Annotated in this window: 17 protein-coding genes; 5 read left to right on the forward strand and 12 right to left on the reverse strand. The window is 58.0% G+C overall.

The annotated features are described in order from the left end of the window. From HMPREF3055_RS03120 to HMPREF3055_RS03145, 6 genes are all read right to left on the reverse strand, one after another. A partial coding sequence (locus HMPREF3055_RS03120) for a transporter substrate-binding domain-containing protein (RefSeq protein WP_070737884.1) occupies positions 1–669 on the reverse strand: 669 nt, incomplete at its 3' end. Positions 670–767: 98 nt separating this feature from the next. Next, positions 768–1928, reverse strand: coding sequence for a trans-sulfuration enzyme family protein (locus HMPREF3055_RS03125; protein WP_070737887.1), 1161 nt, complete (start codon positions 1926–1928; stop codon positions 768–770). A gap of 311 nt (positions 1929–2239) precedes the next feature. Further along, positions 2240–3391: a trans-sulfuration enzyme family protein gene (locus HMPREF3055_RS03130; protein WP_049346545.1), complete on the reverse strand. Its 1152-nt coding sequence runs from the start codon at positions 3389–3391 to the stop codon at positions 2240–2242. Between the two features lie 483 nt (positions 3392–3874). Then, positions 3875–4879, reverse strand: a complete 1005-nt coding sequence (locus HMPREF3055_RS03135; protein WP_070737890.1) for an Abi family protein — start codon at positions 4877–4879, stop codon at positions 3875–3877. A gap of 296 nt (positions 4880–5175) precedes the next feature. After that, positions 5176–5682: a CoA-binding protein gene (locus HMPREF3055_RS03140; RefSeq protein ID WP_005509183.1), complete on the reverse strand. Its 507-nt coding sequence runs from the start codon at positions 5680–5682 to the stop codon at positions 5176–5178. Next, on the reverse strand, positions 5682–7142 hold the full coding sequence (locus HMPREF3055_RS03145) for an O-acetylhomoserine aminocarboxypropyltransferase/cysteine synthase family protein (protein ID WP_070634267.1): 1461 nt from the start codon (positions 7140–7142) through the stop codon (positions 5682–5684). The genes HMPREF3055_RS03140 and HMPREF3055_RS03145 overlap by 1 nt, the downstream gene beginning before the upstream one ends. A gap of 418 nt (positions 7143–7560) precedes the next feature. On the opposite strand from HMPREF3055_RS03145, the gene HMPREF3055_RS03150 reads away from it, so the two are divergent. Then, positions 7561–9165 (forward strand): ATP-binding protein, encoded by a 1605-nt coding sequence (locus tag HMPREF3055_RS03150; RefSeq protein ID WP_070615444.1) that lies wholly within the window; start codon positions 7561–7563, stop codon positions 9163–9165. 91 nt (positions 9166–9256) lie between these two features. On the opposite strand, the gene HMPREF3055_RS03155 is transcribed toward HMPREF3055_RS03150, so the two are convergent. The 3 genes from HMPREF3055_RS03155 to HMPREF3055_RS03165 all read right to left on the reverse strand — a co-directional run bounded on the left by HMPREF3055_RS03155 (position 9257) and on the right by HMPREF3055_RS03165 (position 12419). After that, the gene (locus HMPREF3055_RS03155; protein ID WP_070737893.1) at positions 9257–10177 is read right to left on the reverse strand and encodes a YwqG family protein; all 921 of its coding nucleotides are present in this window, start codon (positions 10175–10177) and stop codon (positions 9257–9259) included. Between the two features lie 41 nt (positions 10178–10218). Further along, positions 10219–11130 (reverse strand): YwqG family protein, encoded by a 912-nt coding sequence (locus HMPREF3055_RS03160; RefSeq protein WP_070737896.1) that lies wholly within the window; start codon positions 11128–11130, stop codon positions 10219–10221. Positions 11131–11399: 269 nt separating this feature from the next. Next, positions 11400–12419, reverse strand: coding sequence for an ABC transporter substrate-binding protein (locus HMPREF3055_RS03165; protein WP_070737935.1), 1020 nt, complete (start codon positions 12417–12419; stop codon positions 11400–11402). A gap of 123 nt (positions 12420–12542) precedes the next feature. Between HMPREF3055_RS03165 and HMPREF3055_RS03170 the strand changes: the two genes are divergently transcribed. The 3 genes from HMPREF3055_RS03170 (at position 12543) to HMPREF3055_RS03180 (ending at position 15873) form a co-directional block, all read left to right on the forward strand. After that, entirely contained in the window at positions 12543–13832 is a 1290-nt protein-coding gene (locus HMPREF3055_RS03170) for a FecCD family ABC transporter permease (protein ID WP_070737900.1), read from the forward strand. Positions 13833–13857: 25 nt separating this feature from the next. After that, positions 13858–14895 carry a FecCD family ABC transporter permease gene (locus tag HMPREF3055_RS03175; protein WP_083318006.1) on the forward strand — a complete coding sequence of 346 codons (1038 nt, stop codon included), beginning with the start codon at positions 13858–13860 and terminating at the stop codon, positions 14893–14895. A 294-nt stretch (positions 14896–15189) separates the two neighbouring features. Then, entirely contained in the window at positions 15190–15873 is a 684-nt protein-coding gene (locus HMPREF3055_RS03180) for a hypothetical protein (protein ID WP_049350446.1), read from the forward strand. A gap of 37 nt (positions 15874–15910) precedes the next feature. On the opposite strand, the gene HMPREF3055_RS03185 is transcribed toward HMPREF3055_RS03180, so the two are convergent. Continuing rightward, positions 15911–16948: a magnesium and cobalt transport protein CorA gene (locus HMPREF3055_RS03185; protein ID WP_070737902.1), complete on the reverse strand. Its 1038-nt coding sequence runs from the start codon at positions 16946–16948 to the stop codon at positions 15911–15913. Positions 16949–17209: 261 nt separating this feature from the next. On the opposite strand from HMPREF3055_RS03185, the gene HMPREF3055_RS03190 reads away from it, so the two are divergent. Continuing rightward, entirely contained in the window at positions 17210–17914 is a 705-nt protein-coding gene (locus tag HMPREF3055_RS03190) for an S-layer homology domain-containing protein (protein ID WP_070675301.1), read from the forward strand. 56 nt (positions 17915–17970) lie between these two features. Here HMPREF3055_RS03190 and HMPREF3055_RS09085 read toward each other — a convergent pair whose 3' ends face one another. Together HMPREF3055_RS09085 and HMPREF3055_RS03200 are read right to left on the reverse strand one after the other, a co-directional pair. Next, entirely contained in the window at positions 17971–19572 is a 1602-nt protein-coding gene (locus HMPREF3055_RS09085; RefSeq protein ID WP_080973386.1) for a pectate lyase family protein, read from the reverse strand. A gap of 374 nt (positions 19573–19946) precedes the next feature. Then, positions 19947–21239, reverse strand: coding sequence for an adenylosuccinate synthase (locus HMPREF3055_RS03200; protein WP_049338292.1), 1293 nt, complete (start codon positions 21237–21239; stop codon positions 19947–19949). Positions 21240–21280 lie beyond the last annotated feature (41 nt).

Here is a 21280-nt window from a genome sequence, read left to right on the forward strand (position 1 = left end):
GTTGGCGTCCGGGTGCTCCTTGAAGTACTCGGCAAAGGACACGGAGTCGTTGGCGGTCAGCTCAGCGCGGCCGGTGAGCACCTGCTCGATAGCCTCGTCAAAGCCGGTGACTTCGATGATGGTGGCGCCGCGTTCCTCCACGAGCTTGCGGTAGTTGCTGGTGGCGCTCTGGGCGGCGCTATGGCCGGAGATTTCGGAGGCGTTCTTCAGGCTCGAGTCCTTCTTCACGCCCACGCGGGCACGGGAGTGCGCGTAGGGCACGGAGAAATCGTACTTCTTCTTACGTTCCTCGGTGGGTGCCACGTTATTGAGCACGATGTCGTAGCGGCCCGCGTCCACGCCGGCGATAAGCGAGTCCCAGGGGGTTTCGATGTACTCGGCAGTCACGCCCAGGTCCTTGGCGAGGGTCTCGGCGATGTCGTACTCGAAGCCGGCGAGCTTACCGGAGGCGTCGTGGTAGGTGTAGGGGCGGTAGGTACCCTCCACACCGATGCGGATTTTGCCCGCGGACTTGATGGACTCCAGCAGGTTGGAGGAGCTCTGTGCGGAGCCCGAGCTGGAGCTGTTACCGCCGGAGCAGGCGGCGAGCAGGCCGGTGGTTCCGGCGAGGGCCGCGCCCAGTAGCAGGGAGCGTCGGTTCAGCACGGCGGAGGTGTTGAGAACGGTCATTCTTGGTTCCTTAATCTACGTTGATGTGTGGTGTGAAAGTTGAAATCTGCGGTATGGATCGGCGACGTTCGCCAGCGGTATGAACCGGCGGCACGAACCTAGCCGGCGAAGGCGGCCTTCAGACCAATCTCCAGGGCCGCGATGAGGTCCTGAACATCCTCAATGCCGATTGCCAGGCGCACGAGGCGGTCATCCACGCCGAACTCGTCGCGGTGCTCCTGGGCGTAGGCGCCGTGCGTGGTGTGCGCGGGCAGGCTCACGAGCGATTCGATGCCACCCAGGCTCACGGCGTTCACGAAGATGGGCAGGGAACGGGCGAAGGCCTGCGCGTCGCCGCCGTCCTTGAGCAGCAGCGAAAAGACGGAGCCGATGCCGCGGGCCTGGCGGGACTGCACCTCCGCCTGTTCCTCGGAGGAGTTGCCGGCGTAGAAAATCTTCTCGACCTCGGGACGCTCGGAGAGGAACTCGATAAGCTCGCGGGCGTTCTGCTGCTGGCGTTCCAGGCGCAGGGCCAGGGTCTTCACGTCCTGCAGCAGGCGGTAGGAGTCAATCGGGGGCAGCAGCGCGCCGCTGACGAGCTGACCGCGGTGCAGCAGAATGGCCAGGTCGGGGTCGTTCGTGGCCGCGACGCCGGCGAGCAGGTCGGCGTGGCCGGCCAGGAATTTGGTGGCAGATTGCACGGTGATGTCAGCGCCGAGTTCCAGGGGACGCTGCAGGTAGGGCGTCATGAAGGTATTGTCCACGATCAGTAGGGCGCCGTGGCGATGCGCCAGCTCCGCAACCGCGTCAATATCGGTGACCTGCAAGGTAGGGTTCGTGGGGGTCTCAAGGAAGACGACCTTCACGTCCGGGGTGAAGTCCTCATCGCTCAGGGCCGTGAAGTCGCTGATAAAGCGGGTCTTCACAGCACGTTTAGTCAGCTCGGTGGTCGCGAAGCGGTAGGTGCCGCCGTAGGTCGGCATGCCCAGCAGCAGGGTGTCGCCCGCCTCCAGAACGCCGAGGGCCGCCGCGGTGGCCGCCATGCCGGAGGGGTACGCGTAGGCGTGCTCAGCCCCTTCGAGCGCGGCGAGGGTCGCCTGCAGGTTATCGCGGGTGGGGTTCGCGCCGCGCTGGTACATGTAGGTGGTGTCCTCACCTGCGGTACCGAAAGTGCTCGCCAGGTAGACCGGCGGCACGGACGCATCGTAGCGGGCATCGTGCACGGCGTGGATGGTGCGGGTCGTGAAACCGGTCGGTTCGAGCTGGTTCTGTTGGCTCATGGTGGTTCTCCTCTGTTCGGGCTACCCCGAACGCGGGTGTAGCTGTGTGTGTCGTCGTGTATCTGAGATTTACCCTACCCGCATTTTTTATGCCGTTCTAGCTAAACTTCACGGGGGTTAATATGTTCACGCAACGTCATATAAAAATGCGGTGAGGGTACACAAAATACCCGCATTAAAAACATTCTTTTACGTTGAAAGAAATACGTTAATCCGGGTATTTTGAGTAATTATTATGGGTGACATTACACCGCGTATTTGGGGCACCTCGAATCACGCGATACGGTCGTGCGGTGCCTCATGTTCAGGGACTATGCCTGATGCGCCAGGGCCGCGGTCAGGCCGCGCTCCAAATCCTCGATAATGTCCTCAATCTCCTCGATGCCAATGGCCAGGCGGATGAGGTTGTCGCTCACGCCGTATTCGTCGCGGTGCGCCTGCGTGTAGGCGGCCTGCACCATGAGCGCGGGACGAACCACCAGCGACTCGATACCGCCCAGGCTCACCGCGTGGGTGAAAATCTTCAGGGCTTCGAGGAAGGCGGGCAGGTCTGCGCCGTCCACCAGCTCCATGGAGATGAGCGCGCCCAGGCCGTTCGCCTGGCGGGCGTGCACCTGCGCCTCATACTCGCTGTGCGAACCCGCGTAGAGCACGCGCTTCACGGCGGGGTGCGCCTCCAGGTAGTTGATGACCTCGATGGTGTTCTTCTGCTGCTGAGTCAGGCGCAGCTTGAGGGTCTTGACCTCCTGCAGCAGGCGGTAGGAGTCGGTGGGCGAAAGCATTGCGCCGGTAATCATCTGCAGGTGCCAGAGGCGCTCGGCGAGCGCGTCATCGTTGGTTGCGGCGACGCCTCCGAGTAGGTCGGCGTGACCGCCCAGGTACTTGGTGGCGGACTGCACGCTGATGTCTGCGCCCAGGTCGAGGGGCTTCTGCAGCAGCGGGGTCATGAAGGTGTTGTCGACGACCACGATTGCGCCGTTGCGGTGCGCTATCTCGGCGATGGCGGCGATGTCACTCACGCGCAATAGCGGGTTGGAGGGGCTCTCCAGGAACACCATGGTCACGTTGTCGGCGAAGTCCTCGTCGGTGAGGGCCGTGAAGTCGCCGATGAAGCGGGTCTTGACGCCGCGGGCGGGCAGCTCGATGGTCGCGAAGCGGTAGGTGCCGCCGTAGGAGGGCATGCCCAGCAGCAGGGTCTCGCCTTCCTTGAGGATACCGAGGGCGGCAGCGGTGGCACCCATTCCGGAGGGGTAGGCGAAGGCGTGCTTGGCGCCTTCGAGGGTTGCGAGCGTGGTTTCGAGGGCCGCGCGGGTGGGGTTGCCGCCGCGCTGGTAGTCGTAGGGGCCTTCGGTGCCGTCACAGGGCTGGGCGTAGGTGGTGGTCGTGTAGATCGGAGGCAGGATGGAGCCGTACGGGTTGTCGCGGTCCGTAGTGTGAATTGCCTTCGTCGTAAATCCGGTCATGCTGTCCTCGGCTAAGGTTATGCATAAAATGCGGGGGATAAATATATTGCTAGCTTAGAACTCTTTTTGGGAGCTGACTAGTTTTTTCTTTTCTGTGACCGAGTGACTTTTTATGACTAAAAAACGGCGTTATATTTCGACATTTTAGACATATATTTCGTCATATTTCGCGCGTGAAAAGACCCGGCGGTCGGTACGCGTGTGTGCTGAGTACCGGCCGCCGGGCTCCACACTAGGATACCGGCTCAGCACCCCAGAACATAAGGGTAGGTTTACCTTAAAGCTGAACTGCCCTCCACTAGGGGCGATGTTGCGCCCTCAATCTCGCCTAAACGCGCCGGATGCCCTGCCGGGCATTACACGGGTATTACACCGGGCATAGAAGGAGGGGCGGACCCGGGAATCACCCCGGGTACGCCTCTCTCTTAGCCCCATGAGAACGCCAGCATCATAATGCGAGGTAGCTGCAGGACTGTCGCTGTTTTAGAAGATTTTCTGCGAACCTACGCCAACGCAGTAGCTCTCATTCTGCTCCACTAAAGCTTTTATCGCTTTCCACGCCTCCCTCTGACGACGGGTGTTTCCCTGCAAAAGGGCGACGTTAGCGAAGCTGACCAACATACCCTTCGGGTCCGCATTGCGAAGGTCCTTGGCAAAAATTTTAGGCTTTGCAGGGGTGTCGGTCGTCGGCATCATCCAGAGGCGAGAACCATGAGCTACGCGGTTTCTCAGAGTGGTCAGAGACCTAAGACGGCCCTCAAAGTGCTTATGGTTCACCCCCATACGCTCTGCTGTCTTTTTGTAGAGCAACATCTTTTCAGGATCTCCAGAGTCAGCAGAGGTTTCTGATGCATAACTTTGGACCACTGCATGAGAGAGAAGTCCCAAAGAAAACGAATCAACAACAGACCACAGGGGAAGCTCTTTCTGCATCATCTCTCGAAGCTCCTCAACGTCTTCCCAGTCGTCCAAGTTTTCAGAGGGGTTTTTAGAGGAACTTTTAGCGCAGGATTTCCACCACTCCTCAACACGCTCACGAACATACGGTTCACGGTATCGCAGGATATGCCGCATCATATCTTTGATGAGCGCATCTACTGACCTGTCCTGATTCATGCAGATATATGCATTCGGGTTGAGGTACTCATGGGGGCTACGATAAGCGCAGAATACGTCCACCCATGCAGCTCGAATCGCTTGTTCGCTCTGCCTCATGTACCCGTACAGGAGGGAAGAGACCTCCACATCCATGCGCACAATATCTAAAACATCCGAGATGCCTGGGTTTTCGGGTAGAAGCCCTTCGCTCTTGTATTTGTTGTAATTACGAAAGTATCCCAGAAGGTAGTGGAAATTAGAGCATGCAAGCATATCTCGGTCATCATCGCTCAGGGTCGTTCCCTGAGGAAAGTAACCCTTGGCAATAAGGTATTTCCTCTGGTCCTCTATTGAAGGCAGAAATACGCACGATTCCTTGGGCAAAACCACTGCTCTCCTTACTCGGCTCGCCGTAGAACCGAACATAAAAAAGGACCCCCTCGAGATGCGCTTGAATCAGAGGCGGAGGGGGGACTGTTACTACAACAATAACATTGGAGCTACACGCTCTCAAGGAATCTGGGCATTTTCCCTGGTCATCTTATGGTTGCTTATATCACTGCGTCAGCATCAAAGAAGGAGGGGCGCACCCGGGAATCACCCCGGGTACGCCCCTTCCGTTCAAACGCTTGCAAGCGCCTAATTTTTGTAATTACAAGCCACAGCCGCGGCTTATACAGCACAGGCTACTTCGACAGCACCTGACGCTTCGAAGAAATCACGCCCGTATTGAAACCAGCCAGGTGCAGGCCACCGTGGAAACGCGCGTGCTCAATCTTCACGCACTTATCCATCACCACGTTCAGGCCGGCAGCCTCACCAATCGCGGCAGCCTCCTCGCTCCAGGAGCCCAGCTGCATCCAGACGGTCTTCGCGCCCAGGTCCACAGCCTCCTGAACCACGCCCGGCAGGTCCTCATTACGGCGGAAAATCTCCACCAGATCCGGAACCTCCGGCAGGTCCTGCAGCGACGGGTACACCGGCTGACCCAGCACAAGCTTGCCCTTTGCCGCCAGAATCGGGTTCACAAAGTATAGCTTGTACGGCGACGCCGACTGCAGGTACGTCGCCACGAAGTAGGAGGCACGCGAAATCTTATCGCTCATACCCACAATCGCGATGGTGCGGGTATTACGCAGAATGTTCAGACGCTCAGGGGCGGAAGGACCCACCCAGGTACGCTTCTCAGTCATTACTTCTCCTCCTGAGTGGTAGTAGGCAGGGAGCAGGATGCGCCAGCAGCAGCCTCAGCGGCGGCAGCGTCCTCGGCGGCCTTAGCGGCGGCAACCGCCTCCTCAGCCTCCACAATCTTGTCTGCACTGGACTCGCCCACACGCTCACCGGCGTGGTTCAGGCCAGTCGCGTAAGTCAGCGCCTGGTCCAGGTCCCAAATGATGTCTTCGACGTCTTCCAGACCCACCGAGATACGGATCAGGTCCTCACCGACACCGCCAGCTTTAAGCTGCTCAGCGGTCAGCTGCTGGTGAGTGGTCGAACCCGGGTGCAGAACCAGGGTGCGGGCGTCACCAATGTTCGCCAGGTGGCTTGCCAGCTGCAGCGCACCAATGAACTCGCCACCAACCAGACGGCCGGAAGCCTTCTCGGTCGCCTTCACACCGAAGGAGAACACGGAACCAACACCCAGCGGCAGCAGCTTCTTCGCACGCTCGTAGTGCGGGTGGTCTTCCAGGCCAGCGTAGTTCACGTAGGCGATACGCTCGTCCTCAACCAGCCAGTTGACGACCTGCTTAGCGTTGGCGAGGTGCGCATCCATGCGCTGCGGCAGGGTCTCAACACCCTGCAGCAGGTTGAACGCGGACTGCGGGCTCAGCGACGGACCGAAGTCACGCAGCTGCTCAGAACGCAGCTTAGTCAGGAAACCGAACTCACCGAAGTTACCCCACCAGGACACGCCGTTGTAGGAGGGAACCGGCTCGGTCATGGACGAGAAGTTGCCGTTACCCCAGTTGAAACGACCGGACTCGACGACGATACCGCCGAGGGTGGTGCCGTGACCTCCCAGGAACTTGGTGACCGAGTGAATGACGATGTCCGCGCCGTGCTCGATGGGGCGGATCAGGTAGGGGGTGGACAGGGTTGCGTCCACGACCAGGGGGATGCCCGCCTCGTGGGCGACCTCTGCGAGGCCTTCCAGGTCGGCAACCTCACCGGAGGGGTTCGCCACGATCTCGGTGTAGATCGCCTTGGTGTTCTCGGTCAGGGCCGCCTTGTAGTCGGCGGGGTCGGTGCCGGGCACGAAGGTGGTCTCAATGCCGAAGCGGCGCAGAGACACGTCCAGCTGGGTGACGGTGCCGCCGTACAGCTGGGAAGATGCCACAATGTGGTCGCCCTGCTGGCACAGAGCCGCGAAGGTGATGAACTCGGCAGCCATGCCGGATGCGGTCGCTACCGCACCGATGCCGCCTTCGAGGGAGGCGATGCGCTCCTCCAGCGCGGCGACGGTCGGGTTGGACAGGCGCGAGTAGATGTTGCCGTACTTCTGCAGAGAGAAGAGGTTCGCGGCGTCGTCAGCGTCTTTGAAGACGAAGGAGGAAGTCTGGTAGATGGGGACCGCGCGGGCACCGTGTTCAGCGTCGGGGGTGCCGCCCGCGTGTAGTGCGCGGGTGCGGAAGCCGAAAGTGTGTTCAGCCATTGGTTTGCTCCTGGTGTATCTGCCCGCCTGTGTGCGGGGAGTCGATAGTGGCTCGACTTTATACTGTGCCACCGGCGGCGGGGTGCACCAAGTGCGGGTACCTATATGTCGTTTATTGCGGATTATGACGGGCGGTTTTTGGTGAGCGGGGACTGCCGTACGGGTCTTAGCGGGGCGTCATATCAGCCGTCATAACAGAAGTTGTTATGACGGCTGTTATGATGCACGCTCAATCAGCGCCGGCAAAATACCCGGTTTTAGCCTGTAATTTCGGGGTTTTCAAGGTTCAAGACGCGAGGAAAATATCCCATCATAACAACATCATCGCAGGATGATAACAACTTCATAACAGAAATTGTTATGATGCTGTTATGACGTTGCTATAACGTTCACCAAGAAGTAGCCATCGGGAGCATGCATGGAAACAAACACCGCCGAACTCATCGAAAACCTACGCCGTAGCCAGGCTGAAAACGGGCGAGTAGAAGTCAAAGCTGCAGCTGGCGGGTTCCCCAAGTCCGTTCTTGAAACCGTTAGCGCCTTCGCTAACGGCGACGGTGGCACCATTCTTCTTGGCCTGACCGACCCGGCAGAAGGTCTGCAACCGGTTGAAGGTTTCAACGCACAGGCAGTCCACGACGCATCCGTTGAGGCAATCCGTTCCAAGATCACGCCTCGACCCCCGGTAGATATTCAAATTGAGGCGGCAGACGAGCAGCACCGTATCGTGCGCATCGACGTACTCCCCGGCGACCCGACGCAGAAGCCCTACTACATCGAAGCACACGGCATGTACAACGGCTCCTACCAGCGTGTTGGTGAGGCGGATATTCGCCTCACCAAGTACGAGATTGACCGCATCCTAGAGAACCGCAGCCAGCCCCGCTACGACGAAGAACTTGTCAGCGAGGCAAGCTTCAAGGACCTCTCCCCCACCCTCGTCAGCGCCTACGTCGCGCGCCTCCGCGAGGAACAGCCTCGCGTTTTTGCCGCGCTTTCTGACCGTGAGGTTCTTCTGCAGGCGCGCATTCTCCGCATCGATTCTGAGGGTCGAGAAGTGCCCACTCTTGGGGCGCTTCTCGCCATGGGCTCATACCCGCAGGCGTTCTTCCCGCAGCTGATGATGAGCGTTGTTGTTCTTCCGGGTGAAGAACTGGGTGAGGTCACCGAGGATGGTCGACGTTTTCTAGACAATCACAGCTGTACCGGGCCTATCCCCTCCATGCTGGATGAAGCGATGGGCGTTTTGGTTCGCAATATGCGCAAAACGTCCACGATGGAGGGTCTCAACAGCAGCGGTATCGGGCGGGTTGAGCGCTACGAGTATCCGCTGGAGGCTATCCGTGAGCTCTTGGTTAACGCCCTCATGCACCGCGATTACTCGCCGGGTGCGCGCGGCTCGCAGGTGCAGGTTGAGCTCTACACCAACCGCTTGGTGGTGCGTAGCCCGGGCGGTATTTACGGTGCCGTGACTATCCGAGATTTTGGTCAGCCCGGTGTTTCTTCAACCCGCAACAGCTACTTGGCGAGCATTCTGACTGACCTACCCGACCCGGGGACGGGGCGCTTGATTGCAGAGAATAGGGCTTCCGGTATTCCCACGGTTCTGCGCGCATTGAAGGAGGCGGGCCTGCCCGCTCCCCAGTTTGCTGACCGTTTGCTTTACGTGCAGGTCACTCTGATGCAGCCTCCGCAGGGTGTGTCTTTCAAGGAGCAGAAGACCGCACCTGAAGATCAGCCCCAGCGAGTTGCCCGCTCCAAGGGCACACATTCAGACGGCACCACCACCAAACCTTCGGGCACCGACGCGTCGCTTGACGGCCTCAGCGAACGCCAGGCCGGTATTGTGCGCGGCCTGCGTGCGCAGGGCGAGGCGGCTTCCATCGCGTACATCCAGGAACATTGGGGTCGGGGCGCTTCACGTACGTCCATTACGAATGACCTGCGCCGTCTTGTGGAGGCAAAGCTGATTGTCGCTACAGCTCCGCCACGTAGCAAAAACCGTAAGTATCGCGCTGCCTAAGCATCGCCGTAGTACGGGCACGCAAAAGGGGAGGGAAATAGAGCGGTTATTCTCTATTTCCCTCCCCTGCGGCTATTCAGCTAAGACCTTCTTAGCCGCAAGCCCATTCAAAGACGACCTGCGAGAAGTCGCGGGCAGCAAGCGCCTCCGGAGTAATCAGCCAGTTTCCAGAACCGGCGTCACCCCACATGATTTCAATCTCCTCGTCTTCGTTCTCCTCATTCTCCGACTCAGAGACGATAGTCAGCAGATTCACCGTGTGGCCGCGCAGCTCCTTAAACTCATCGCGCGGGTCGTTCTGCACGAAGTACGGGTATCCGCCCATGTGGGAGTACTCTTCATCCGATTCGAAAGGCTCCGTCAGCTCGTAGATGGCCTCGCGGCGCGGCTGGTTCCTGTACGGGTTCTCGTGCGCCTCGGGTAGCTTCTCCTCCGGGTAGGTTTCATCCCACTTCGCGCCAAAAACGTCGTAGTAGTCGTAGCCGGAGGCGGTTACACCCTGCTCGCGCACCTCAAAGGTCATGCCGTACTCAATCTCGAGCGGGCCGCTCTCACAGTCGAAACCGCCGATGGGCCAGCCGCCCTCGTCCCAGTCCACGTTCGGGAACGGGGCGTCCGGGTTCGGTTCGCCCAACGTCTCGTAGTAGACGACGCGGTGATTCTTCTGAGAGAGCGGGTTCTCGTAGTCGTAACCCCACATGCACTCTTCGTCGTTGGGGTTAATCCAGAACTGCAACATACCGGTTGCCGGGTAAATGTCATTCTCGGGCAGGTCAGCGCAGTTAATCTGCGCAATCATGCCCAGCGGTTCGCCCGCCTCATTGGTCGGTGCGGACTCGCCGGCGGGCAGGTACGGGCGGCCGCCAAACTTGGATGCGGTCTGCGGCAGCGGCTCATCGGGTACGAAGGGCTTCAGAGCGATAGCCTTCTTGCGAGCTCCCTCCTGGTTGAGCAGGTCGATAACGTGCTTCACCTGCTTTTCAATGTCCTTGAACGGTTTGTTGTCGAGCATCTTAGAATCTCCTCATTGATGATGTGAAAGTAGCGCAGTCTTTAGCCGCAAGCCCACTCAAAGACGACCTGCGAGAAATCGCGGGCGGCAAGCGCCTCCGGGGTAATCAGCCAGTTCGCCGCACCAGCGTCACCCCACATCACGTACACGCCCTCCTCAGCATCCTCGCCCCACTCCGACTCGATAGTCAGCAGGTTCACCGAGTGGCCGCGCAGCTCCTCAAACTCATCGCGCGGGTCACCCTGCGCGAACGAAGGGTAGCCGCCAATATACGAGTAATCCCTCTCATCCGATTCGAAGGGCTCCAGCAGGTTGTAGGAGGCGTTATCGCGTGCGTTCGGGTTCTCGGGAAGCTTCTGGTCCGGGTACATCTCGTCCCAGGCGTCAGCGAACTGGTCGTAGATTTCGAGGCCACCGTCCAGGAAGCTCTGTTCCCAGGTCTCGAAGGCAAGTGCGTACTCGGTGGTTGCCTCAGAAACATCCATGCCCTCAGGTCCCAAAGGCCAGCCGTAATCACCCCAGTCGATGATCGGGAATGGAACCGGGAACTGCACATCCGGGTTCGGTTCATCCAGCGTCTCGTAGTAGACAACACGGTGATTCTTCTGCGAAAGCGGGTTCTCGTAGTCGTACCCCCACATGCATTCTTCGTCGTTCGGGTCGATCCAGAACTGCAGCATGCCGGTCGCCGGGTAAATATCGTTTTCGGGCAGGTCGGCGCAGTTAATCTGCGCGATCATGCCCAGCGGTTCGCCCTTCTCATTGGTCGGCGCAGACTCGCCAGCGGGCAAGTACGGGCGGCCACCAAACTTGGAGGCGGTCTGCGGCAGCGGCGCGTCCGGGCTGCTTACCTTCAGTCGAATCGCCTGCTTACGCGCGCCACGCTCGTTGAGCGCGTCAATGACGCTGCGTGCCTGCGCCAGGGTCTCTTCGGAGGGGTTATTCATCGGCATGATGTACTCGTTTCGTCGGTGAATTAATCGGTGTGAAATGTTCCGTGTGAAGGCGTGAGGCAACGGTACCGCGGCGCCTTCTACCCCCATTAGACCCTATTTCCGGCGGGCGCGCACCAATTCCGGTCACGAGTGCATCCGGCGGCGACAATCAGGTGCGAAAGCAGATGCCAAGCGTGCAGAAAGCCCCGCCTCCTCGCCCTCATGCGCGGGCATGAGAGGTAAGAATGCGGGGCTTCCCGGCGAATCTCTACGAGAGGCTAGAACCTTTAGAGAGCCTTCTCGATGGTCTCCAGAACACCAAGCGCGGCAGCCGGGCCAGCGTTCAGGAAGAACATGTCAGAATCCACGCTGTGCGCGTGCTTCTCGGTGACAGCCTTGAGGGTGCTCCACAGTGCCTCACCGGTCAGCTTGGATTCATCGCCGCCCTGCACACCGTAGAACAGGTAGTCGCCGTCAGCCTGGTCGAGCTGCTCGGAGCTCAAGTCGATGGAGGTCTTCTCAACCTGCGCAGCTGCGGGACGTGCCAGGGACGCATCCGCGCAGATGGAGCCCACGAACGAGGACTTCGCGAAGATGCGGGTGCGGTCAGCGGAAGTGTACAGGAAGGAGAAAGTCTTCTCGCTGCCAGCCTTCTGACCGACCGACTTCGCCTTGGAGGTGTACTCCTCCATGAGCTTCTCAGCCTTCTCGGTGGTGCCCAGCGCGGCGGCAATCAGCAGGAAGTCCTGCTTCCAGTTGATGCCGGTGCCCTCGGTGACCACGGTCGGCGCGATTTTCGCGAGGGACTCGTACAGCTCGCCCTTCTTGTTGGTGTTGTTGATGAGGATCAGGTCGGGCTTGAGGTTTGCGATGGCCTCAACGTCCGGGTCGGTGCGCTTGCCGACCTTGGCAATCTTGTCGAGCTCTGCGGACTTATTGGAGAACTTGGTCTTCAGGTAGGTGGGGACTAGGTCGGCGTCACCGGCGGTTGCCGCGCCGACGGGTACGATGCCCAGGGAGAGCACGCCGTCGAGCTGACCGGTGGAGAGAATCACGACCTTGGAGGGTGCGGATTTGATGGTGGTTTCACCGCGGAAGTGCTTGACGGTGCGGGGGAATTCGCCGTCAACGGTGGTGGTGCCCATGCCGGAGGGCAGGGCGGAGGGTGCAACCTTCTTACCGGTCGCAGAAGCAGACGCGGAGGAAGAGCCGGAAGTATTGGAGGAGCCGCAAGCCGCCAGGGCAAGGGCACCGAAGGAACCGAGTGCGAGTGCGCCGAAGGAGCGGCGGGTGATCTTGTTCGTCATATTTGCCATATTATTAGGATAACCTCATATATGCATATGCGATACTTAATACTCATCTATTGATACGTTAAGCATCCTCCGTCCGCACGGGAGCGCACCGCTCCCCCACCACCTCCAAAGCCTATGACACCACAGACCACCACCTCTTCCGGACCCGCCGTCAGCGAAGGCTCCACCGTCAGCGCTGCTTCCCTGGCGAAAATTCGTGCCCTCTCCGCTTCTTCGGACGCCGTATCTGGCGCCTCCTCGGGCGGTCAGGGCGGCAAGTCTATCTCGCGTCTGGCGGTTGCGCTCATTATTGGCGGCGTTCTGCTGGTGCTGCTTTGCGCCCTGTCGTTTGCGGTGGGTTCGCGCATGTTCCCCCTGGATCGCTCCATTGACGGTTTCCTCCACCCGGAGGCGAACACTATTGAGTCGAAGCTGATTTGGGCGAAGCGTGCCCCGCGTACCGCCGCGGCGTTGCTGGTGGGTGCCGCGTTGGCGGTGTCGGGTGTGCTCATGCAGGCGTTGAGCCGTAACCCGCTGGCTGAGCCGGGTCTGCTGGGTGTGAACTCGGGTGCTGCCGCCTCCGTAGTGGTGGGTGTGGGCGTTTTTGGGGTGTCCTCCCCGTTCGTTCAGCTGTGGCTGGCTCTACTGGGTTCGGGTCTAGCGGCGGCGCTGGTGTTCGTCATGGGTCTGGTGGATTCTAAGCAGAACCTGGATTCGACGGCGCGTCTGGTGCTGACGGGTGTGGCGGTGAACGCTTGCCTGGGCACGATTACCGGCATTATCACGATGTTTAATTCGAAGGCTTTTGATTCGCACCGTTTCTGGGTGGTGGGTTCGCTGGAGAACCGCACCTTTGAGCAGGTGCTGTCTGCGCTGCCCTTTGTTGCGTTGGGTTTGGTGCTGTCGTTTATGCTGATCGGTCCTCTGCGTGCCCTGGCACTCGGTGAGGATGCGGCAGCCGGCCTGGGTGTGCCGGTGACAATGGTCCGTGGCGCGACGATTATTGCGATTATGGCGCTGTGTGGTGCGGCGACTGCGGTTGCGGGCCCGATTGGTTTTGTGGGCCTGGTCGTGCCGCATGTGGTGCGTCTGCTGGTGGGTTCCGATATTGCGCGTGTGCTGCCGCTGTCGCTGGTGTACGGCCCGGTGCTGGTACTTGCCTCCGATATTTTGGGTCGCGTTCTGGTCATGCCCAGTGAGCTTGAGGTGGGTATTGTGACCGCCTTTATTGGTGCCCCGGTGCTAATGGTTCTGGTGCTGCGATTGAGTACGGGTGCGCGCGGTGCGAAGAAGGGCCGCATGGGTGCGAAGGCGCAGGCGCACGATGAATCGGGTCCAGCTCATGTGTCGGAGCACGGTCCGCATCGTGCTCAGCGCCCTGTTGCGCGTGGTTCGTCTGGTTCATCTGGCGCGTTTGGTTCGTAGGTCCCGGTTTCTGAGAGGTTTTATTGTGAGCGTTGTGTCTCGTTCTGTAGCCGGGTCTGTGCGTATCCCGGGGCGTTACCGCACCCCTATTCCGCGTACCCTGCTGGTGGTGGCGGTGCTTATGGTGGCGGCGGTCGCCTCCCTGGTGTTTGGTAGTTATCAGATGAGCCCTGATCAGGTGTTTCGCCTGATTTTTCAGGGTGAGGGCACGGAGATTGAGCGTCAGCTGGTGTTGAATCAGCGTCTGCCGCGTATGCTTGCCGCCGTGGTGGTTGGTGCGGCTTTGGGCTTGTCGGGCGCTATTTTTCAGTCAGTTTCGCGTAATGCTCTGGGTTCGCCGGATATTATCGGCTTCACGGTGGGTTCGGCGACCGGTGCCCTGTCTGTGGTGCTGATTGGGTCGTTGAGTTCTACCGGCGTGGGTATGGGCATGGGCGCTATTATTGGCGGTTTTGCGACGGCGGCTGTGGTGATGCTTCTGGCGGGTGCGCGCGGTGGCGCGACGATGGGTCAGAAGATGGTGCTAATCGGTATTGCGGTGAGTGCGATGCTCAGTTCAGTGAACGATTACCTAATCACACGCGGTGATTTGGAGAAGGCGGAGGCGGCGAAGACCTGGCAACACGGTTCGCTAAATGCGCTGTCGTGGAATCAGGTGTCGGTGCAGGCGGTGCTGCTGCTGGTGGCGATTCCGCTGGTGCTGATGCTGACGCATCGCCTGCGCGTCTTGGAGCTCGGCGACGATTTGGCGGCGGGTTTGGGCCTGCCGGTGAAGAGGACCGTGAACCTGCTGGTGGCGGCTGCCGTGCTCCTGGTGGCTGTGGCGATTTCTGTTGCGGGCCCAATTGGTTTCTTGGCGCTGGTTGCCCCGCAGATTGCGCGCCGCCTGTGGAACACTCCGGGTATGGCGATGTGGCATTCGGCGCTGTTGGGTTCGGTGATTTTGGTGCTGGCTGATTTTGTGTCGGCTCGTGCGTTGGCGCCGTTCCAGATTCCGGTGGGTCTGGTGACGGGCGCGTTGGGTGGCGTGTACATGCTGTGGTTGCTGCACCGTCAGCGCTAGTTGCGCCGTCTTATTCCGTATGAGTGACCGGGTGTTCCCAACTGGGGGCACCCGGTTTTCTCTGTTTCACGGGGTTTCGCTAGGTTTCACGGGCGGCTTCGCTGGGTTTCACGGGTGGTTTCAGAATTTTTCAGAATTTTCCCAGTTTTACCCCGGGGTAGATTAAAAACTGCTTATCGTGTCAGGGGTCGCTCATAGAGTGTAGGTGTTGGAAGGGACGATCCTTCCGACCGGGCACACCGTCTCCTGCGGTGTTGCCGCTAGGTTGATTCAGCATCTACGGAAGGAACGGTCATGGACAACACCACTCACGAGAGCCAGTACGCAAACGCAGAGATTTCCTGCACCGCCGATGAGCAGCTGTGCCGTGATGCAGAGTTCAACCTGCTGATGCAGGCGGGCACCATCGTCCGTATGGAGCGTTTCAACGTGGAGGAGCTCCGCGGCGTTCTGGAGCAGCTGGTAGCTGACGGTTCGTGCTTCCGCACCGCGCCGGCGTCTTCGACGATGGGCCGCGTGATGCGTCACCTGACTCAGGGTGCTTCCGGTTACGAGGCGAACTTGACTGAGCTGCGTGCGGCGGCACAGAACGCTCTGCTGTTCGTGTTCCCCCTGGAGAAGGACCTGGAGATGTGCCTGCGCTTTGAGCGTGTGCAGGGTACCGGCTTGGCGTTGACTCGTCTGGGCGTGAGCCCGGTCAATGGTGACCTGTGGACTCAGCACTGGGCGATGCGCGCGCTGGAGTGCACCGGCGGCGTGTTTGCGGTGGAGTCCGCTCCGGGTGCCTGCAATTTTGAGCTGCGCCGCGAGATGTTCTACGCGATGCTGTCGCTGGTTGAGCTGTCGACTTTGGGTCTGTCGGCTGAGCCGGAGGACTTCTACATGTTTGCCGATTCGGAGGCTGTGTGTAAGAAGTTCAAGCGTGAGCGTCGTGATTGCCGCCGCGCAATGCGTGCCCAGTACGACCGCGCCGCATAAGGTATATCGTGTATGCCTTATGCGGCATACGCGCATATCAGAGCCATTTATTCTTCTTGAAGAACCAGTAGAGAAGCAGGCAGGAACCCACCATGAGTAGCAGCGCGGCGGGGTAGCCGAACTCCCATTTGAGTTCAGGCATGACCTCAAAGTTCATGCCGTACACGGAGCCAACGATGGTGGGCACCATGAGTAGCGCCGCGTAGGCGGAGATTCTCTTGGTGTCGTCGTTCTGCTGCTGACCGAGCAGGGTGTCGTGTACGCGCAGTGCGTTTTCGAGGGAGCTGCGAAGGTCTTCGAGGCGTTCTTTTGTTTGGGTTACGTGGTCGAGCACGTTGCGGAACTGCCGGGCGAGCTCGACCGCTTCTTCGTTCTTTTCTTCGTCGGATACGCCCGGGTAGGGTGAGGGGTCGAGCGCGCCGGTGCGCATCCCTTCGATGATGCGGCCGATCATGGATTCGAGGGGTCGGCAGGCACGCTGGAAGTCGATGACCTGGTTGAGCAGTTCGTAGATGCGCCGTGCGAGGGAGTTGGCGTCGCGCCGCTCGCTGTGGGAGAAGAGGATGTCTTCGATTTCGTCGCTGTCGTTTTCGAGGCCATCGAGCACGGGTGCGTACCCGTCGACGGTGCTGTCGAGGATGCGGTGCAGCAGTCGGGCGGGGGATGCGTCGGGGGTGGCGTAGAGCAGGTTGAACTGGTCGTTGATGCGCTGGTTGCTGCGTTGTTCGTCGCGGACGAGTGCGAGGGTGTAGCGGGGGCCGGTGAAGAGGTGCAGTTCGCTGAGGCGCACTTCTTCTTCTTTGTCTAGGTAGATGGCGGGGCGGATGACGGTGAAGAGGGAGTCGCCGTATCGTTCTAGTTTGGCGCGCTGGTGGCCTCGTCCGGCGTCTTCGATGGCGAGTTCGTGCAGGTTGAAGGTTTCTTGCAGGGCGTGTAGTTCGTGGATGTTGGCGTTGGCGTATCCGAGGGCTACGGCGGTGTTGGGCTGCTGGTAGGCGTTGAGGGTTTCTTCTTCGGGTGTGCCTACGCGGATGCGGTCGCCGCTGGGGTAGATGGCTCCGGTAATGTAGGTCATCGTTCTCCTCCTCTGAACGCTTTGGCGCCACGTGTGTGGGCGCTCTTTCCAGCATACGGCACACGCCCCGCCTGGTCACATGTGCAGGTTCGGAGGCGCTGGGGGCTGGGGTGTTGTGGTGAGTCTTGGATTTTCTTTTTAAGATATCTGGGGGTTATAGAGTTTCAACCTTCCCTTGAGAACTAATAAAGTCTAAACTTCTAGTTAATAAGACTGTGATTGTCTTAGAACCAACCACTATTTTCTTTTGAGGAGTCAACGATGCTGTTGAAACCGTTTGTGAAGGGGGCGGCGTGTACTTTTGCCGCTGCCTCTCTCTTGTTGTCTGCGGTGGCGCCTGCTTCTGCGGCGCAATTACACCCTAAGACTTTTTCTCCTTTTCCGGGTGATGAACTGGAAGTCACCTGCATTAATGAGTCTGAGTACAATACCCCGGGTGATTATCAGGATAAGGTGATCGCTTGGGCGGAGTGCACTGGACTTATTACTCACGGCCGCCGTCTTTATCTTCAGAAGAATAAGAATGCTCCCCAGCCTGCGATGACTCGTGGGCAGCTTCTTGAGTTTCTGTACCATGTGAAGGGCAGGCCCGTGGTTAAGGACCTTCCTGCTACTTCACCGTACAGCGATATCTCGGTCAATGACCCGCACTACCCTATTGCTATCTGGGCTACTCGTGAAGGTATCAGCAGCGGATGGGGAGACGGAAAGTTCCATTACGACGCCACCGCATACATTGATACTGCGCTCATTTTCCTTTATCGAATGCACGGTAAGCCGACGGTCAACCTTACCCCCATCCCCGAAGAATACGCACATTGCGTTAAAGAAAATAGCGACATGCACAAGGCACGTAGCTGGTATGGTTCACCAAACATGAGCTGTGGGTATATCGATAATGATGAAGTTACTTTTTCAGATATTCTATATACCCTCTACAGATTGGATTTGATGGGAATCTTATAGAATATTTTGGGGCTCTATATCAATACTGATATTGATATAGAGCCCCAAATTTTTATTTAAAATTCCACAGAATTAGATTCATAAATACCGCGACTGTAATTAGAATTTTTGTCAAAATATTTCCGGTTTTTCTTGGATTCTTCTTCAATGTCATACATTCCATACCGCATAACAAAGTTATTAATCGTGACATCCATATACCCTGCACGCCACGGGCCAAAGTGAACTTTCCATGAGTAATTATCTGGATGCTTCTTACGATGCTCATCGTAGGCATCACCACCAACTACCACAATATCCCTACAATTTTGCTCAAAGTAGAAGCCCCACCGTGCAGCACGTACATCTTTCTCCGCTTTTACAGCACCATCACCTACCTTATGAGGATTATCGGAACGTGGAGCGATGAACTTACATTCATGCGACCAATTGCTAATGTACCAATTGGCTGCTTGATTATTTTGAGCTTGACCATGAACTGTATCGAAGTAGCTGGACGATTCGCCAATGCAACCATCAAAGATATTACGCTCAAAATCACTTACCCAGCCATGACCCCCATTTTCTTGAGCAGTGCATCCGATAAACATATTACGACTTGCCGCAACATACCAGCCTGCACCAGCCTTACCTGCATATGCGTAATGTGGCTTCCCCTCCTGGCGCGACTGATACAGCGATTCTCCAGACGAATACCGGTGGTTATACCAACTCGTTGACTGTGAAAACTTACACTGCGAAGCGTAGACCTCAATGCCGGCATAATTCCTGCCACACTTGTTGGCATCGGATACATCCAACATACTGAACTTATTATCAGCTGCACCGATACCATCCACATTAATTGCCTTATGACCAATAGGTTTACCCACAAGGAATCCCTGCCTCCATGTCATACGCACGCGAATGTCATGGACCTTCATCGCACGGTCATGGAGACCCAAAATAGCAACTCCCATATCTGTATCCCAGATTTCAAGGTTCTCTAGTGTTGCAACTGCTTCAGGCTCAGGCCGATAGTTTTTATTTGCATAGTACGTATGCAAAATAACTCCCGCCACACCCTTCATAATGGGAGTGTGCCGAGCCCGACTATAAGGGTCATCCCGATTTAGACGGACATTATCAGCATTCGTACGAATAACTAAATCACGAACCCCAAAACGCATAGGGGCCTCAGAGAACCACTGATTGGCCCCCTTATCACCTGGCTTTGGCTTTTCCGGTCCAGCAACAAGGTAAGATCCAACGTGGAAAACACCAACACACTCCGCTTCGTCTTCGTCCTTCTGCACTAGGTCACCGCCAGGATGAGCAATAATCTGTGTGGCCTTACCATGCCCAAAGATTTCAACCCGGTCAAGTAGCTGAATAAAAGGAGCACTGACCCTGTACTTTCCAGCAGGAATTTCTAGAGCTCCACCTCCAGCTGAAGCCAAAGTCCTTACTGCATCATTAATGGCCTGAGTACAATCTTGAGACCCATCAGCTTTCACCTGCGGATTACTCAGGAGATTAATGTAGTTTTTCGTGTGATTTTGCGGAGTAATTCCACCTTGAACTTCATCAGCATGCGCATCAGCATATACCATTGCTGAGGCAAACGGAACTGACAATGCGGCGCCAGCAATCATTGAGCGGCGCGATAATGCAGACATCGCTGTCTCCAATCGTGTTGAGTGAGAATATTAAATGCATCCAGCGCATAAGTATTTTATGACGCATTAGCACTTAAATCCTGTATACCGATGCGGTATATCTTGGATGATTTAATCTTATCACTCACGCGAAATAAATTTTATCCATATTTATGGTTTTTGGATTTATTCATTTAAAGATAAACCTCATATTAGATAATTATTTAACCCTGACTACAGAAAAGTCTACTCATTACTATAAGCATTTATCAACGTCAGAATGACACTAATTCAAAATAGTGCCCTAAATAAGACAGTATGTTACAAATTATCGCAGCTAAAAGGACCCCCGATGAGGCATTCAAAGCCTCACCAGGGGTCCTTCTCGTCAGTTTTTAGTCTTCGTTGATGAGGTCGCGAACCACAATGGTCTGGTCGCGGTCCGGGCCCACACCAATCGCGGAAATACGGCAGCCAGAAATCTCTTCCAGCTTCAGCACGTACTTGCGGGCATTCTCGGGCAGCTCATCCAGGCTCTTCGCATCCGAAATGTTCTCGGTCCAGCCGTCGTAGTACTCGAAAATCGGCTTAGCGTGGTGGAACTCGGTCTGAGTCATCGGCATCTCGTCGTGGCGCACACCGTCAACATCGTAAGCCACGCAGACCGGGATCTTATCCAGGCCGGTCAGCACGTCCAGCTTGGTGATGAACAGGTCGGTGAAACCGTTGATGCGCACAGCCTGACGCGCCAGCACGGCGTCGTACCAGCCGCAACGACGCGGGCGGCCGGTGTTCACGCCGAACTCGCCGCCGGTAGTGCGCAGGAACTCGCCCATCTCATCGAACAGCTCGGTCGGGAAGGGGCCAGCACCCACGCGGGTGGTGTACGCCTTCTGAATACCGATTACGCGGGAGATGCGGGTCGGGCCCACACCCGAACCGACGCACGCACCGCCGGAGGTCGGGTTGGAAGAGGTCACGAACGGGTAGGTGCCGTGGTCAACGTCCAGGAAGGTTGCCTGGCCGCCCTCCATCAGCAGGGTCTTACCCTCGTCCAGTGCCTTGTTCAGCAGCTGGGTGGTGTCCACAATCATCGGCTTCAGACGCTCGGCGTAAGACATGAAGTACTCGACGATCTCGTCAACCTCAACGTGGCGGCGGTTGTAGACCTTCACCAGCAGTTCGTTCTTCTGGCGCAGTGCGCCTTCAACCTTCTGACGCAGAATCGACTCGTCCAGGATGTCCTGAACACGCACGCCGAGGCGGCCAACCTTATCCATGTAGGCGGGGCCGATACCGCGGCCGGTGGTGCCGATAGCGCGCTTGCCGAGGAAACGCTCGGTCACCTTGTCCATGGTCTGGTGGTAGGGTGCGACCAGGTGTGCGTTAGCGGAAATCTTCAGGCGGGAGGTGTCAGCGCCGCGGGCCTCAAGGCCGTCAATCTCAGCGAAAAGAGCCTCGGGGTTAACAACCACGCCGTTACCAATCACGGGGACGGCGTTATCACTCAGAATACCCGCGGGCAGTAGCTTCAGCTCAAACTTCTGGCCGTTCACCACCACGGTGTGACCGGCGTTGTTACCGCCGTTGGGCTTGACCACGTAGTCTACGCGGGGGCCGAGCAGGTCGGTTGCCTTACCCTTACCCTCATCGCCCCACTGGGCGCCCACAATCACGACAGCTGACATTTTGTGCTCCTTGAAAGCCTTGAAGATACGCACCGGATTTC

This window comes from Rothia sp. HMSC061C12 (genome assembly GCF_001815755.1).
GTDB classification, from domain to species: Bacteria; Actinomycetota; Actinomycetes; order Actinomycetales; family Micrococcaceae; genus Rothia; species Rothia mucilaginosa.

Coding starts and splice junctions, on each gene's coding strand:
- HMPREF3055_RS03180 (WP_049350446.1), top strand. CDS start 15,190: ATGGACAACACCACTCACGAGAGCCAGTACGCAAACGCAGAGATTTCC.
- HMPREF3055_RS03165 (WP_070737935.1), bottom strand. CDS start 12,419: ATGACGAACAAGATCACCCGCCGCTCCTTCGGCGCACTCGCACTCGGT.
- HMPREF3055_RS03140 (WP_005509183.1), bottom strand. CDS start 5,682: ATGACTGAGAAGCGTACCTGGGTGGGTCCTTCCGCCCCTGAGCGTCTG.
- HMPREF3055_RS03145 (WP_070634267.1), bottom strand. CDS start 7,142: ATGGCTGAACACACTTTCGGCTTCCGCACCCGCGCACTACACGCGGGC.
- HMPREF3055_RS03130 (WP_049346545.1), bottom strand. CDS start 3,391: ATGACCGGATTTACGACGAAGGCAATTCACACTACGGACCGCGACAAC.
- HMPREF3055_RS09085 (WP_080973386.1), bottom strand. CDS start 19,572: ATGTCTGCATTATCGCGCCGCTCAATGATTGCTGGCGCCGCATTGTCA.
- HMPREF3055_RS03155 (WP_070737893.1), bottom strand. CDS start 10,177: ATGCTCGACAACAAACCGTTCAAGGACATTGAAAAGCAGGTGAAGCAC.
- HMPREF3055_RS03200 (WP_049338292.1), bottom strand. CDS start 21,239: ATGTCAGCTGTCGTGATTGTGGGCGCCCAGTGGGGCGATGAGGGTAAG.
- HMPREF3055_RS03125 (WP_070737887.1), bottom strand. CDS start 1,928: ATGAGCCAACAGAACCAGCTCGAACCGACCGGTTTCACGACCCGCACC.
- HMPREF3055_RS03190 (WP_070675301.1), top strand. CDS start 17,210: ATGCTGTTGAAACCGTTTGTGAAGGGGGCGGCGTGTACTTTTGCCGCT.
- HMPREF3055_RS03170 (WP_070737900.1), top strand. CDS start 12,543: ATGACACCACAGACCACCACCTCTTCCGGACCCGCCGTCAGCGAAGGC.
- HMPREF3055_RS03160 (WP_070737896.1), bottom strand. CDS start 11,130: ATGCCGATGAATAACCCCTCCGAAGAGACCCTGGCGCAGGCACGCAGC.
- HMPREF3055_RS03185 (WP_070737902.1), bottom strand. CDS start 16,948: ATGACCTACATTACCGGAGCCATCTACCCCAGCGGCGACCGCATCCGC.
- HMPREF3055_RS03150 (WP_070615444.1), top strand. CDS start 7,561: ATGGAAACAAACACCGCCGAACTCATCGAAAACCTACGCCGTAGCCAG.